At 45.4% G+C, this 14,152-nt stretch carries 13 protein-coding genes; 9 read left to right on the top strand and 4 right to left on the bottom strand.

The window, feature by feature from the left end:
- Positions 1–2: 2 nt before the first annotated feature.
- From R7O12_RS07555 to R7O12_RS07545, 3 genes are all read left to right on the top strand, one after another.
- Positions 3–1,727: a putative 2-aminoethylphosphonate ABC transporter permease subunit gene (locus R7O12_RS07555; protein WP_258660775.1), complete on the top strand. Its 1,725-nt coding sequence runs from the start codon at positions 3–5 to the stop codon at positions 1,725–1,727.
- Positions 1,728–1,736: 9 nt separating this feature from the next.
- On the top strand, positions 1,737–2,441 hold the full coding sequence (phnR, locus tag R7O12_RS07550; protein ID WP_005442366.1) for a phosphonate utilization transcriptional regulator PhnR: 705 nt from the start codon (positions 1,737–1,739) through the stop codon (positions 2,439–2,441).
- Between the two features lie 66 nt (positions 2,442–2,507).
- Positions 2,508–3,413, top strand: coding sequence for an EamA family transporter (locus R7O12_RS07545; RefSeq protein WP_138939767.1), 906 nt, complete (start codon positions 2,508–2,510; stop codon positions 3,411–3,413).
- A gap of 68 nt (positions 3,414–3,481) precedes the next feature.
- Here the strand turns inward: R7O12_RS07545 and R7O12_RS07540 are convergent, their stop codons facing one another.
- On the bottom strand, positions 3,482–4,033 hold the full coding sequence (locus tag R7O12_RS07540; RefSeq protein ID WP_138939766.1) for an outer membrane beta-barrel protein: 552 nt from the start codon (positions 4,031–4,033) through the stop codon (positions 3,482–3,484).
- Positions 4,034–4,045: 12 nt separating this feature from the next.
- Positions 4,046–4,972, bottom strand: a complete 927-nt coding sequence (locus tag R7O12_RS07535) for a VirK/YbjX family protein (RefSeq protein WP_005384371.1) — start codon at positions 4,970–4,972, stop codon at positions 4,046–4,048.
- A 412-nt stretch (positions 4,973–5,384) separates the two neighbouring features.
- Between R7O12_RS07535 and R7O12_RS07530 the strand changes: the two genes are divergently transcribed.
- From R7O12_RS07530 to R7O12_RS07510, 5 genes are all read left to right on the top strand, one after another.
- Complete coding sequence (locus tag R7O12_RS07530; protein ID WP_017819758.1) at positions 5,385–5,744, top strand: DUF3316 domain-containing protein; 360 nt, start codon at positions 5,385–5,387, stop codon at positions 5,742–5,744.
- A gap of 219 nt (positions 5,745–5,963) precedes the next feature.
- Positions 5,964–7,364: an FAD-dependent oxidoreductase gene (locus R7O12_RS07525; RefSeq protein ID WP_318125729.1), complete on the top strand. Its 1,401-nt coding sequence runs from the start codon at positions 5,964–5,966 to the stop codon at positions 7,362–7,364.
- 113 nt (positions 7,365–7,477) lie between these two features.
- A complete protein-coding gene (locus R7O12_RS07520; protein WP_206954544.1) occupies positions 7,478–8,602 on the top strand; it encodes a M14-type cytosolic carboxypeptidase in 1,125 nt (374 codons plus the stop codon).
- Between the two features lie 454 nt (positions 8,603–9,056).
- A complete protein-coding gene (locus tag R7O12_RS07515; protein ID WP_005374035.1) occupies positions 9,057–10,037 on the top strand; it encodes an OmpA family protein in 981 nt (326 codons plus the stop codon).
- A gap of 200 nt (positions 10,038–10,237) precedes the next feature.
- Positions 10,238–11,107, top strand: a complete 870-nt coding sequence (locus R7O12_RS07510) for a LysR substrate-binding domain-containing protein (RefSeq protein ID WP_005374033.1) — start codon at positions 10,238–10,240, stop codon at positions 11,105–11,107.
- A gap of 68 nt (positions 11,108–11,175) precedes the next feature.
- Here R7O12_RS07510 and R7O12_RS07505 read toward each other — a convergent pair whose 3' ends face one another.
- Complete coding sequence (locus tag R7O12_RS07505) at positions 11,176–12,051, bottom strand: LysR family transcriptional regulator (RefSeq protein ID WP_258509820.1); 876 nt, start codon at positions 12,049–12,051, stop codon at positions 11,176–11,178.
- Between the two features lie 248 nt (positions 12,052–12,299).
- On the opposite strand from R7O12_RS07505, the gene R7O12_RS07500 reads away from it, so the two are divergent.
- Positions 12,300–12,536, top strand: coding sequence for a hypothetical protein (locus R7O12_RS07500; RefSeq protein ID WP_005374030.1), 237 nt, complete (start codon positions 12,300–12,302; stop codon positions 12,534–12,536).
- Positions 12,537–12,657: 121 nt separating this feature from the next.
- Here R7O12_RS07500 and R7O12_RS07495 read toward each other — a convergent pair whose 3' ends face one another.
- Positions 12,658–14,028 (bottom strand): L-serine ammonia-lyase, encoded by a 1,371-nt coding sequence (locus R7O12_RS07495; protein WP_318104225.1) that lies wholly within the window; start codon positions 14,026–14,028, stop codon positions 12,658–12,660.
- Between the last annotated feature and the right edge of the window lie 124 nt (positions 14,029–14,152).

The following is a 14,152-nucleotide window of genomic DNA, read 5'->3' as shown; positions in this document are numbered from 1 at the left end:
ACATGGATGCGAAGACAATGACGATGAATAGCCTGACCACACAAGACAAAGCAAAATCCCTACTCGGACGTGTCAGCCGCGATAACCTAGTGTTGTTTGGTTTGCTCGCTGGTTTGTCGACCATGATGGTGCTGTTCATTTTAATGCCGCTTTGGGCAATGTTGACCAAGAGTGTGCAAAATGCCAATGGCGAATTTGTCGGATTGGCAAACTTTGCGACGTACTTTTCCTCTTCAAGCTTGTGGGTGTCGGTGGGAAACACCTTCACTTTGGGCGTGATTGTGACCTCAGTAGTGGGTGTGCTTGCGTTTGGCTATGCCTACGCGCTGACGCGTTCATGCATGCCGTTTAAAGGTTTGTTCCAAATCCTAGGTACTGCGCCGATTCTCGCGCCTTCGTTGTTGCCGGCGATCAGTTTGATCTTCCTTTTCGGTAATCAAGGCATTGCTAAAGAGATGCTGTTAGGAAACTCGATTTACGGCGTGATTGGTATCTCGATGGGTTTGATTTTCTGGACCTTCCCTCATGCATTGATGATTTTGACCACTTCGCTGCGCACTTCAGATGCCCGCTTGTATGAAGCAGCCCGCGCACTCAAAACCTCACCCATCAAAACCTTCTTTATGGTGACGTTACCTGCGGCGAAATACGGTTTGATCAGTACGCTTATTGTCGTCTTTACGCTGGTTATCACGGACTTTGGTGTGCCGAAAGTGATTGGGGGCAGCTACAACGTTTTGGCGACTGACATCTTCAAACAAGTTGTGGGACAGCAAAACTTTGCCATGGGTGCGGTGACAAGCATTATGCTTCTATTCCCTGCGGTAATGGCGTTCGGCGCAGACCGCTGGGTTCAGAAAAAGCAAAAAAGCTTATTTGACACTCGCTCGGTGCCTTATCAGCCAGAACCTAACAAAGCGCGCGACAGCATCTGTTTGGTTTACTGCAGCATCATTTCTATTGCAGTGCTGGCTGTGCTTGGCATGGCGGTGTATGGCTCGTTAGTTACATTCTGGCCTTGGAACAAAGCGCTGACGCTAAATAACTACAACTTTGCCGAAATGAGCACTTACGGTTGGAGCCCATTCTTCAACTCGCTAACGCTGGCAGGTTGGACAGCGGTTATTGGTACAGCCATCATCTTTGTCGGTGCTTACTGCATTGAGAAAGGGCGTGCGTTTGGTCCAATTCGTCAGGTAATGCAAATGCTTAGCGTGGTGCCAATGGCAGTTCCGGGTATGGTGCTTGGCTTGGGCTACATCTTTTACTTCAACGATGCGAACAATCCTCTGAACGTGCTTTATGGCACCATGGCATTCTTGGTGATTAACACGGTAGTGCATTACTACACAGTGGGGCACATGACAGCCCTGACAGCGCTAAAGCAGTTGCCATCGGAGATTGAAGCCACGGCGGCATCGGTGAAGCTCCCTCAATACAAGTTGTTCTTTAAAGTGACATTACCTGTGTGTTTACCTGCGATTTTGGACATTGCGACTTACTTGTTTGTTAATGCATTGACCACCACTTCTGCGGTAGTATTCCTTTACTCAACCTATACGATTCCGGCTTCGGTCTCGATTCTGAACATGGACGATGCAGGTCAAACTGGCGCTGCAGCAGCGATGGCTGTGATGATCATGATGGCTGCCGCAATTGCGAAGATTGTTCAGATGACTTTGGGTAAATTGTTAGAAAATCGCACACAAGCTTGGCGCAAAAGATAAGGACACTTCGTGCAATACGTAAAAATTAAAGATTCGATTGTTGAACAGATTGAAGCGGGCATGCTATCGCCGCGTCAAAAACTGCCAGCAGAGCGTAAGTTGGCGGAGTCGTTCGATACTACACGCGTCACTTTGCGTGAAGCGTTATCACTGCTGGAAGCAGAAGGTCGAATCTATCGCGAAGATCGCCGAGGTTGGTTTATCTCACCTGAGCCATTGCGTTACGACCCAACCCAAACGCTGAACTTCCCGAACATGGCGAAAGCGCAAAATCGTGTGCCAAAAACGGAGTTGGTTGCAGCAAAAGGGACGCTGGCAAACAAACAAGCCGCGCGCTTGCTGGACTTGCAGCCTTTCTCGGACGTGTATCGAGTCGACCGTGTGCGATACCTTGAAGACAGACCTGTGGTATTCGTAACAAACTACATTCGCCCAGAGTTATTTCCGAACCTGTTGGACTACGATTTATCAAATTCGCTGACGGACATTTATCGCGATCATTATGGCGTTACATATCAAAAGATTCGCTACCGCATTTCAACCAGTACTTTGTTGGGTGAAATGGCTCAAGCATTGCGCGCGACAGCCGGCACGCCAGCGATGGTGGTGGAGCGCATCAACTACAACCAGCACGGTGAGTTGATTGATTGCGATATCGAGTATTGGCGACACGATGCCATCAGCATTGAATCTCTTGCGGAACTCAATCGTTAAGTGGATTTTCTCATTATATAAGGCTCCATCTCGGGGCCTTTATTTTATTCAGACAGGAACATTGAAATGGATTTGTTGGCGATTGGTCTCGTCGTTTTTTCTGCTGTTCTCCATGCGGGTTGGAATATCCTTGGCAAAAGCAACTCAGGCTCTGGACTCGCGTTTACTATGGCGGCCAGCTTTTCTGCATGTGCCATTCTTACCCCTTATTTGATTTGGTATTTGGCGACCATTGGTTGGACATCATTACCGAGTGAATTTTGGGGATTGCTGTTCATTAGCGGCATTTCACAAATGGTCTATCTAGTCGGTTTGATTGTCGCTTATAAGCACGCAGACGTGGGTGTGGTTTATCCGATTGCTCGGGCACTGCCTGTGATGATGGTCGGCGCAATCAGTGTGGCATTGGGGCATGAATTATCCAGTCAGCAGTGGCTTGGGTTCTTGCTGATTACCCTTGGTTGTATGCTGGTGCCACTGACGAATTTTCGTCAAATGACATTGGGCTCCTATTTGAACGTTGGTGTGTTCTGGGCATTGATTGCCGCAATAGGCACAACGGGTTACTCGGTGGTCGACAAAGAAGCGCTGAGTTTACTCACAGGACAAGCATCAGAGATCTTGAATGATCAGTACAGTGCAATCTTCTACTTGGGCGTGCAGTTTTGGGCAATTGGTATTCCTGCTCTTGTGTGGTGCTTAGTTACGGGCAAACCAGATGAGATTAAGACAGCGTGGCAGATCCGCAAAACAGCCAGCATGGCAGGGGTAATGATGGCATCCACCTACGGCTTGGTGCTGTTTGCGATGACCATGACAGACAACGTTAGCTTGGTCGTAGCACTAAGGCAAATCAGCATTGTGTTTGGATTGTTTATGGGGATTTGGTTTCTGTCTGAGAAATGGTATCTCACCCGAGGGCTTGGCGTTACTTCGATTGTGGCGGGGATCATTCTCGCGCTTGCGTATTGACCTATATTCACGAAAAAAGGCAGCGAATGAGCCTCTCGCTGCCTTTTGTATTAACTTGTAAGCCTTGTTTAAAAACGCAGTTGCGCACCAAACATCACGCCGTTAGAGTCAAAATCGCTGTTTTTTGAGTACACATATTCTGCATTCAAACCAAAGTGTTTATAGCTCCAGCCGATACCGCCAGCCGCTTCACCTCCGACACTTGAGTGTTCGATGTTCTTGCTCTGACCGTTCACTTTATAAGTGTATTCGAGAGTGTAGAGAGTGACACCTGCCTTGCCGTACAGTTCGAAACCTGAACCCAGAGGATAGCTAGCATAGCCACTCAAGCGAGGTCCGGAGAAGCTCGTATCGGTGACTTCTGAAATCGGACTCACGAGTATCGAGCCGATACCGTCAAACGCGCCTTTATAACCTGCTTCGATACCAAAGTTATGTGTTGGCATGTAGCGGTAATATATTTCACCTAAGAACATGTCGCCTGATTCTTTGCTTGTCGGAGCATCGTAGTTCACATCGCCATAACCAATGTTTGTACCTATGATGTGCTCACTGGTTTCTGCATTGGCTGACAAAGAAAAAGCCGACAGCACTAAAGCAGTAATGAATGAATAACGCATGAACGTTTCTCCTTAGCTTTTAGCTTGCTCGCCTTTTAATATTTGTTCGAAAGTGATCTTGGTGTTGTCTAGCCATTCATAACGGCGACGATACATCGAACGCTTAGAGCGCGACATGCCTTCGATATCTCGACGGGGTGCATTTACATCAATTGAGTAAAAATGACGATTGTATTCGGTGCCGCCCAATTCTTGCCAGAGTGCATCGTAATCCGTTTTGATTCGCCCTTTGCTGTAGCGCTTAGCTGCGTATGTATGGGACTGCGTTTTCACTGCTAGAATCGTATTTACTTCCCAAATTTGTGCGAGCAAAGTGAGCAAGCTCACCATCAAGCTTTTTGGTCTCTGTCCGTAAAGCTTACGGGTTAGCTTTTTAATTTTCGCGTTGTTTTCTTCACTGCTTCGCGGTCCTTGTAAGCCGCCAATCATAATACTGCGTCCAGATTCGATGTGACCTAGCGTAAAAGAGAGCGTGTAGAAGTTGCCATCTTCAGCGCTGTGCAGCACTAGGCTCATGTCGCCTTCTTTTTGATAACGTGCTTCGTATACTAATCTCACCGAGTACAGTATTTCGTCAATTTCAAAAGAGGCTAATGTTAGGCCTTTCGAGTCTGTGTAGATTTCTTCGATTGTTTGTTTAGAAAACAGTTCTGAAATCGTTTTATAGTGATCAACCACCAAGTTGGAGCGATCAAAGGCGGAGTTATTCTTGATGATGTACGGGCGAAACGGTTTTTCTAGGAATCGGTGTGTACGCGTACAAAGCAACTCTAACAATGACGATTCAATATTGTCTGAAAGGTGCTTAAACGCACGTTTGTAATAAAGCGCACGTAAGATGAACTTAGCTCTGTAGGTCCAAATTGGCTTGTAGACATCAGCATAATCATCTGAGTAAATCGATTTGCTATGGTAAAAAATGGATTTGTTCGCGGTCATTTTCACTCCAGATTAACTTGTGCTCAATAGCGACAATTAAGAACCGACGGACGAGCAGCGAAGAACCCGAAAAGGAGGAATGCAAAGCACGACTGAAAAGAGGTGGTTTTTGCTGTGTCCGACGTTTTTGTAAGGTTTTGAACACTGTTCTTTTGCTGGAATTCTAAGAGAAAATTGACCTTAGGTATTGTATGGTTTGGTAAGGAAGTGTCAGGTTGAAACCCATTGTTCAAAATGAAGAAAATGCGAATGTCGGCTGAATATGACGTTGAGTTGCTAAGTTAATGTGAAATAAGTTGAACGAAAATTGAACATTATTTGAAATTGTTTTGACGTGTTTTAGGTCTTTATACGTACCTTATAAGTATCGAGCCAATTTTGGCCCGATGTAAAGGTAAGTAAGGAGAGGTTTATGAAACGCTTAACAACTTTAGCAAGTACGATTGCTCTGATTGCTGCACCTTCTATGGCTCTTGCTGGTGGTTATCAGTGGACAAACGATACCGAAACTATCCATGGCGACGTAATGGATAGCAAACAAGCGGCTTATGAAATGGGCCGAGACATGATCCAAAGCTACCAAAATAAATCATCTGGACAACTCCGTGATGAGTTTACGAGCCTTACAACGTATGTTGATCGCCAATCGTTTTCTATCACTGACTCAAAAGTCATGGTAAATGAGTTCTTGCAAAGTGACGGGCAAGTTGTTTACCAGCCTATTCTCAATGTTCAATACGAGTACCGCATGCGTGATACCGGTAAATACTAACCAGTAAGACGGACTCGAATTGTTTACCACTAATATTTTTTGCTGTTTGTTTTGGGGAGTCACGAGCTCCCCATTTTGTTTTTGTTGGAAGCGAAAATTCGCACACTCTCAGTGCAACATTTTCTATCGCTCAGCGTTAGATTTTCTTGCTCGTTGATTGTCATCATCGTTTGTAAAGTGTTTGCGGAAATGGATGTAACGCACTAACGAGGATACCCGATGACACATCATTCATATTGGTTCAAGCAGGCAATTGAAGCTGAGCAACCAGAAACGCCACAACCGTTACAGCAGAACATTAATACTGACGTTGCGATTGTTGGTGGCGGATACACCGGACTTTGGACCGCGATTATGATTAAGCAGCAATCTCCGGAAAAAAAGGTAGTCGTGATTGAAAAAGGCCTTTGTGGCAGTGGTGCATCGGGCGCAAACGGCGGTTGTATGCTGACTTGGTCTACCAAGTTTCCGACATCGAAACGGTTATTCGGTGAAGAACATGCTGCTTGGTTAGTAAAAGAGTCGGAACAAGCAGTGCTAGAGATTGACGACTTTTGTCAGCAGCACAACATCGATGCGCACTTATCGTTGAAAGGGGTTTATTACACTGCAACCAATCAGGCTCAAACTGGGGGAATGCAGCCAGTTGTGGACGAGTTAAAGCGATTAGAAGTGAACAGTTGGCGTCGTTGCTCGGTGGAGGAACTGCGTGCCAATGCGGGTTCACCTCGACATATAGAAGGCTTTCACTCTCCAGTTGCAGCCAGCGTTCAACCTGCATTATTAGTGAGGGGGTTACGCCGTGTTGCTATTGATCTGGGTGTAGAAGTTTATGAGAACACGCCGATGACGCGTCTAGATTATGGAAAACCTGCCACTGTCTGTACACCTAAAGGAAATGTTCAAGCGCAGCAGGTGGTATTGGCATTAAATGCATGGATGGTGGAGCAGTTTAAACAGTTCAAAAACAGTATCGTGGTGGTCTCTTCCGACATGGTGATCACCAAGCCGCTTGGTGACGCACTACCTCTATCTGGTTGGCAGGCAGGTTCTAGCGTGTTGGATTCACGTATCTTCGTCCACTATTACCGAGATACGCCAGATGGCCGTTTGATGTTGGGGAAAGGCGGCAATCAGTTTTCTTTCAATAACCACGTTGACGCAATGTTTAACAAGCCAACACGCTACCAAGGTCTACTGCGCAAGTCGTTCGATAAGTTGTTTCCTCATTTGAGAGGAGAGGAGTTTGCTTATTCATGGACGGGGGGCTCTGATCGTTCTGCTACTGGTTTCCCTTTTTTCGGCGAGCTAGATAAACAGAGCAATATCTTTTACGGATTTGGTTATTCAGGCAATGGTGTAGCGCAGACTCGAATGGGCGGAAAGATCTTATCTTCATTGATATTGGGAATCGATAACGAGTGGACGAACAGTGGTTTAGCCAAAGGACCGTTGGGGTATTTCCCACCAGAACCGCTTCGCTGGACCGGGGCTATGATAGTGCGCAACGCGGTACGTCGAAAAGAGGAAGCAGAAGATAACGAGAAAACGCCGTTTATCTGGGATAAGTGGCTAGCAAAACTCGCGGGACCAGCAGGCAAAGCGGATAAGCTTGACTAAACTGAAGACTTTAGCCACAAACGAGACAGTTTGCAGTGAAAGTCATTGGGGCGCGATGAAGCCTTGTGTTAGCCTCTGTCTTTCAAGCTCAGATTTAAAAGGTGAGTCATAAAATGAAAGTATTCAGCAACTTCGATAGCGGCAGCATTCACGTAGTGAAAGCGGACGACAAAAACGACATCCAACTCAAAATTCCTAACGACAATATGTCGGAATTCTACCAGTGGTTCCACTTCCGTCTTGAGACAGAAGCCGAGCAATCACACACCATCAAATTGCTTGATTTGGCTAAATCGGCTTATCCAGAAGGATGGCAAGGTTACGATGTGGTTGCGTCTTACGATCGTGAAGAATGGTTCCGAGTACCGGCAGAGTTCGATGGCGACACGCTGACTTTCACTGTAATCCCTGAGCGCAGCTCAATTTACTTCGCGTACTTTGCGCCATACACGTACGATCGTCATTTAGACTTGTTACACATGGCACAAAGCGCGCACCACTGCCAACTTGAAACACTAGGCCACACATTAGACGGCAACGACATGAGCTTGCTTACTTTCGGTGAGCCAGAAGAAGGTAAAAAGAAAATCTGGATGATTGCACGTCAGCACCCAGGTGAGACGATGGCAGAATGGTTCATGGAAGGTATGATCCAACGTCTGTTAGATGAAAACGACACGGTCGCGCGTGCATTGCTTGAAAAAGCGGTGCTTTACGTCGTACCAAACATGAACCCAGACGGTGGTATTCGCGGTCACTTGCGTACCAACGCAGTAGGTGTAAACCTAAATCGTGAATGGCAAACGCCATCAATGGAAAAGAGCCCAGAAGTCTACCTTGTGCGTCAGCGCATGCTGGAAACGGGTGTTGACATGTTTTTAGATATTCATGGCGATGAAGCGATTCCGTATAACTTCGTCGCTGGCTCAGAAGGTATTCCTTCTTACGATGAAAATCTTGCCGCTTTAGAGACATCATTTAAGCAAGCGTTACTGACTATTACGCCAGAGTTCCAAGATGAGATTGGTTACGATAAAGATGAGCCTGGTAAAGCGAATTTGACTGTGGGTTCAAATTGGATTGCAGAGCAGTTCAAATGCTTGTCTTACACAATCGAAATGCCATTTAAAGATAACAACAATCACCCTGATCCACTTTACGGTTGGTCTCCTGAGCGTAGTGTCTTGTTTGGGCAAGATGTATTAGCTGCAACGTTAACCGTAGCGGATAAAATTTAGCGCGACGAGTTAACGCTTTTTCATTATTTCGAAAACAGCTCATTTAAATGAGCTGTTTTTTTGTGCTCTCCACATCCACGCTCCCCTGTAAAAATTTGTTGCCATTCACAAGCTTAAATGATGATTCTTAAATTTGAGAAAGTGGCTTTTTATGGTGATTTGCGTCACAGAAAGTTGGCTTCTTTGTGATATTCTCCGCAACGAATTGACTATGGCTAAACCAACGCAACGAACTTTATTTTTCGGTTGGGTATGCGGATGAAGCTCATGAATAGATGGTCTTGAGGTTACCTTTTTCCGTTTTACGTCATTGGCGTTTGAATATCATTTTTGATTCTTTCCTACGCTATTTAGCTATTTCTATTCGAAGAAAAGAGAAAGTTACGGCTTCATATTTTACGGCAGTATGCTGCCGCGATGTGTTGCTTTGTGTACAAGAAAAAGGAAAAGAATAATGAAAAAAATCGCTATAGCAGTGGCTACTGTACTTGCTGGTGGTGTGATCTCAAACGTTGCACTTGCTGACACTTACATGGGCGGTAAAGTAGGTTACAACTCTCTAAACGATGCGTGTTACCTAAACGAACCTTGTGACGACGACAGTTTTGCAGCATCTATGCACTTAGGCTACAGCTTCAACAAGTACGTTGCGGCAGAGTATGGTGTTGATTACCTTGGTGACTTCACTGCAAACTTCAAAAAGCCTGGCCTAAACACCGTTGATGGTGATCTTTGGGCATTGACGCTTGCTCCTAAATTTAACCTACCACTAACGGATTCTTGGAATCTATTCGCGAAAGTTGGTGCTGCATACATGATGGCTGGTGACGAGAAAGATTTCGTACCAACTGGCTCTCTGGGTGCTGAATACCAAATCAACTACAACTGGAGCCTACGTGCTGAATACCAACGCTACCAAGATATGTCTGATGATGTAATTGAAGACATGGATTCAGATTTCTTCGGTATCGGTTTCAACTACAAGTTTGGTTCTGAGCCAGTCGTTCAAGAAAAAGCCGTTGAAGAGGTGGTAGAAGCACGTCCTGCAACACGCATTGTAGATCACGTTTACCCTGCTCAAACAACAGCGACAGTACAATTCGACTTAGAAAGTGCAGAAGTGAAAGACGCGTCGAACCTTTCTGGTACCGTTGATTTGATGAATACTTACCCACAAGCTCAAGTTGAGATCACGGGTTACAGCGATACGACAGGTTCTGCTGCTTACAACAAGCAACTCACAGAAAAACGTGCGAAAGCCGTTGCTGACGAGTTCCAAGCAAAAGGTATTGCGGCTGAGCGTATGACAGTGAAAGGCATGGGTGAAGCTAACCCAGTGGCAAGCAACGAGACACGTCAAGGTCGTCAAATGAACCGTCGTGTTGAAGTGGTTGTTCCTGCGTTTGAATACCAAACAACTGAAAAAGCAGAATAATTCCTGCTTAAGATAAAGTTCCAAAAGCCAGCGTGTATCACGCTGGCTTTTTTGATCCCGCTTAACAAACTCAGTAGTTGTGTAGAAACATAGTTATATCGGGACGCTTTGACATGTGCTCAACATACGTAAACTCAGCTCCTTCATCAATTTGTCATCACCAGTTCATAGCATGACAGCCAAGTGCTTGGGAGAATGATATGCAAAGTTTACCGCCGCTCAATTTGCTCCGAGCTTTTGAAGCCACGGCGCGACTACAGAGTTTTACAAAAGCCGCAGAGGAGCTAAATGTGACTCGTGCGGCCGTAAGCCAACAGGTGAAATCGCTAGAGTCACAGCTCAATGCGACGTTATTCGTGCGCAAGGGCACTCACCTTACGCTGACCTGCTCCGCACAAGAATACTGGCCTGTGGTTAATCATGTGCTTCAAACATTATCGACCACGACGCAGCATTTATTTACTCGTCCCAAGAATACGCAAGTTAACTTACATGTCGCTCACAGCTTTTGCTCTCAGTGGTTAATGCCAAGATTGGCTGATTTTCAGCGACAATTCCCAGACATTTCCTTTAAAGTCTCGACAACTGCTAATACAGTTCCAAACGCCAGTGCGATTGCGGATATCGAAATTATTAACGGAGATGGAGATTGGCAAGAGCAAGAAGCCATACGATTAACCCAAGAAAACTGGATTGTTGTCGCAAGCCCCGGCTTTATGCATTTAAACCCGATAAATGACCTCTCGCAGTTAGCTAAAGCGCCTAAAATCTGTACTAGCGGTTATCATGAATCTTGGCAAGAGTGGCTTACGCACCAAGGTTATCAAGGGAAGGTGAGCAAAGTCGTCGCCGAGTTTGAACACTCATTGCTTGCTATTCATGCTGCGATTAATCAACTTGGCGTGTTGCTGGTAAGAGACTTTCTTGTTGAGGATGAGCTGCAACAGGGCGTATTAGTCCAGGCTGGAAATTGGCATATGCCAAGTTCTGGTGCACATTATATGATGGTTCGAGCATCCGAAAAATCACACGTAAACACCTTTGCTCAATGGTTAATACAGAGTCTTTAATGTTCGTTCAGCGAGTAAGTAGAGCGCATGTGTGGTTTGGCTATTATTAGCAGTAGCAAGTCATCAGTCTAGGACTGAGCGACATGCTTAATGACATCTAATAACCACTGATTTACCGGAGCTTGCTGTTGAGAGCGACGACAGCTCATCACGTAGCGAACATCAAGCTCTAGCCCAGCAGGAAGCGCGATACTCCGGCAACCCTTAGGAACATGTCCACTCATCGTTATGCCAAAATGATTCGTTTGCAGAAGCACTTTTTTAATCATCGCTGGATGCTCAATTTCCACTTTAGGCGTGGTTCTAAAACCCATATGTTTGAGCCTTTCTAACACTGGGTATCGGTAGTCGTTCCATCCCGGCGTTTTAAAAAGTATAAAAGGGTATTCTTCTAGTTCTTGGGAGTTTTGAGCGGGATGATCTTGTCGAACAAAAAATACCGCTTTTCCTCGCCCTAGCTCGGTCTGAACAATTGACTGTGGCAGATCTTCATCAAAGTAATGAATCGCAATGGCGTTTTCACCGTCAATTAATCGTTTTTTTGCTTCGCTACCCCAGCGCAAACATGAGAATTTTGCTTCTGGAGCGTGCTTTAGTAACTCCAAGTAAAACTTGTCACCGAAGTACTCCCAAAACAATGTGTTGGCATAAATAGTGATTGAGCCGTCAAAATGAGCTGGTGAAAAATGCTGTGGTTTGATGGAATCAATACTGTTGATTATTTGCTCAAAATGCGCAATGTTCGCTTCCACAAAAGCTGTTGGTTCAAAGCCATTTTTGGTCTGAACGAATAGCGGATCATTGAGCTGAGTTTTCATCTTAGTCAGATTTTTGCTGATTGCTCCTGACGTTTTACCGAGTGATTCTGCGACTAACCGGACGTTACGTAGCTCATACATCCGTTTTAATACCAAAATGTTTTGAATATCCAGATTAACGCTCATACATTCTCTCGCTTGGCTTTTGTCGACAAATCATATCGCTGAATTTCTTAAGAAAAGACAACGCTCGGTCAATTTAAGTTGCTGCCTTATCCCTGATTTATTGAAGGTAACGATAAGTTATTCTTGGTTACATCAGTTTATTAGCATGGATTTCCATTTGGTAAATAATGGCTTTCCTCGTATGAGCGCGTTTCTGTTGTTACAGTTTTTCCACCGACAGAAAGTAAGAACGATAATAGAGGTGATGTATGAAAAAACTAATCGCACTTGTTTTGATGGTTTGCTCAACAAACGTAGCATTTGCTGGCGATGGGTCATACACGGGCACGATTGATATGACGATGGCAACGAAAAATCAGGTTGACGTAGAGCGTGCAGATTCTCAATTGACGCTGAAGGGTCGCAATGAAATGGCCTATGGCGGTGTAACAATCCATTCGGATGCTGCAACTCAAAAAATTGAACTTCGTGGTCGACGTGATTAATCGAATAGTTTCTTGTTAAGAAAATGCCGCGAAGAACGCGGCATTTCTATATGTAATATCATCAGATCATAATTACCAGATAAGCGTATGGTGAGAAGCTAAGCACAATGACCACTTGCCATTATTCGCATGGCGGTGCCATATGAATGACAGCTAAGCCCCCCAAAGAGGTTTCACGGTATTTTTTATTCATATCTTTACCAGTCTGATACATGGTTTCGATAACTTTATCTAACGAAATTAAACATTTACTTGTGCGCTTTAATGCCATACGCGATGCATTAATCGCTTTCATTGCTCCCATGGCATTTCTTTCAATACAAGGTACTTGAACCAAGCCGCCAATCGGGTCACAAGTCATACCCAATGAATGCTCCATCGCAATTTCCGCAGCAATACAAATCTGCTCGTTACTGCCCCCTCTTAGCGCTGTTAAGCCAGCGGCAGCCATGGATGAAGAAACCCCAACTTCTCCCTGACACCCCACTTCTGCACCAGAAATTGACGCGTTAGTTTTATATAAGATGCCGATAGCGCCGGCGACTGCGAGAAAGTCTTTTAGCTGTTTAACATCGAGCTCTTTGATGAAGCGATGGTAGTACATCAATACCGCCGGAATCACCCCTGCTGCACCATTCGTTGGAGAAGTGACGACTTGCCCTCCTGCTGCATTTTCTTCACTAACCGCAAAGGCGAAGAGATTGATCCAATCCATGATCTCCATCGGATCGTTTTCAACTGCAGCGTTGGCTTCGAGCTTTTTCAAAAGGTTTGGTGCTCGACGAGTGACATTTAGACCACCTTCCAAAATCCCTTCCGTATCGAAGCCACGTTGCATGCAGAGCGACATCACTTTCCAAATTTGCTCTGCTCTTTGGTTAATTTCTTCGTCTGAGCGAAATGCGAGTTCGTTTTGGAGGATCATGCCTCCCAAGCTGAAACCGTTCGTCTCGGCTTTTTCCAGCATCTCATCTGCGGATGTAAACGGAAATGGTACTGCGACCTCATCTTGTTGCGTGCCGTTCTCTAGTTCGTCGGCGGTGGCGATGAATCCGCCCCCAATGGAGTAATAAATTTCAAACGCTACTTGATCTCCAGCTGCGTCTAATGCCGTAATCGTCATGCCATTTTCATGCAGGGGAAGGTTGTCGCTATGAAAGACGATGTCATGGTCGTAGCTAAACTCAATCTGGTGTGTACCGGCGAGCATGAGCGTATTATTGTCTATGGTATTTTGTAGCGCACTTTTGGCACTGCTCATTTTGATGGCATCAGGTTTATTTCCCATCAAACCAAGGACCGTGGCTCGGTCTGTATGGTGCCCTCTACCTGTCAGTGACAATGAGCCATAAAGGTCCACTTGCACCCGATGCACTTTCGCCATAGAGTCGCTAACTAGCTGAGTGAAATGGAATCCGGCAAGCATAGGACCATTAGTATGGGAGCTGGATGGCCCGACACCAATTTTAAATATATCGAAAATCGACAGCATAATTGACTTCCTTTAGCAGTGAACCTTTATAAAGGTCTCTAGAACAGTGTTGTTAACTAGATGTTAAAGCTTGTGGGTCGGGAGTGAAAGAAGATTTTTGTAACACTGCCAACTAAGCGCGAGA

Source organism: Vibrio sp. Vb1574 (genome assembly GCF_033338675.1).
This window is presented reverse-complemented; position numbering and strand designations above follow the sequence as displayed.

Excerpts from the sequence above, each read along its gene's own strand:
- R7O12_RS07555 (WP_258660775.1), top strand. The coding sequence starts at position 3 with ATGGATGCGAAGACAATGACGATGAATAGCCTGACCACACAAGACAAA.
- R7O12_RS07545 (WP_138939767.1), top strand. The coding sequence starts at position 2,508 with ATGGATTTGTTGGCGATTGGTCTCGTCGTTTTTTCTGCTGTTCTCCAT.
- R7O12_RS07540 (WP_138939766.1), bottom strand. The coding sequence starts at position 4,033 with ATGCGTTATTCATTCATTACTGCTTTAGTGCTGTCGGCTTTTTCTTTG.
- R7O12_RS07535 (WP_005384371.1), bottom strand. The coding sequence starts at position 4,972 with ATGACCGCGAACAAATCCATTTTTTACCATAGCAAATCGATTTACTCA.
- R7O12_RS07530 (WP_017819758.1), top strand. The coding sequence starts at position 5,385 with ATGAAACGCTTAACAACTTTAGCAAGTACGATTGCTCTGATTGCTGCA.
- R7O12_RS07525 (WP_318125729.1), top strand. The coding sequence starts at position 5,964 with ATGACACATCATTCATATTGGTTCAAGCAGGCAATTGAAGCTGAGCAA.
- R7O12_RS07520 (WP_206954544.1), top strand. The coding sequence starts at position 7,478 with ATGAAAGTATTCAGCAACTTCGATAGCGGCAGCATTCACGTAGTGAAA.
- R7O12_RS07515 (WP_005374035.1), top strand. The coding sequence starts at position 9,057 with ATGAAAAAAATCGCTATAGCAGTGGCTACTGTACTTGCTGGTGGTGTG.
- R7O12_RS07510 (WP_005374033.1), top strand. The coding sequence starts at position 10,238 with ATGCAAAGTTTACCGCCGCTCAATTTGCTCCGAGCTTTTGAAGCCACG.
- R7O12_RS07505 (WP_258509820.1), bottom strand. The coding sequence starts at position 12,051 with ATGAGCGTTAATCTGGATATTCAAAACATTTTGGTATTAAAACGGATG.
- R7O12_RS07500 (WP_005374030.1), top strand. The coding sequence starts at position 12,300 with ATGAAAAAACTAATCGCACTTGTTTTGATGGTTTGCTCAACAAACGTA.
- R7O12_RS07495 (WP_318104225.1), bottom strand. The coding sequence starts at position 14,028 with ATGCTGTCGATTTTCGATATATTTAAAATTGGTGTCGGGCCATCCAGC.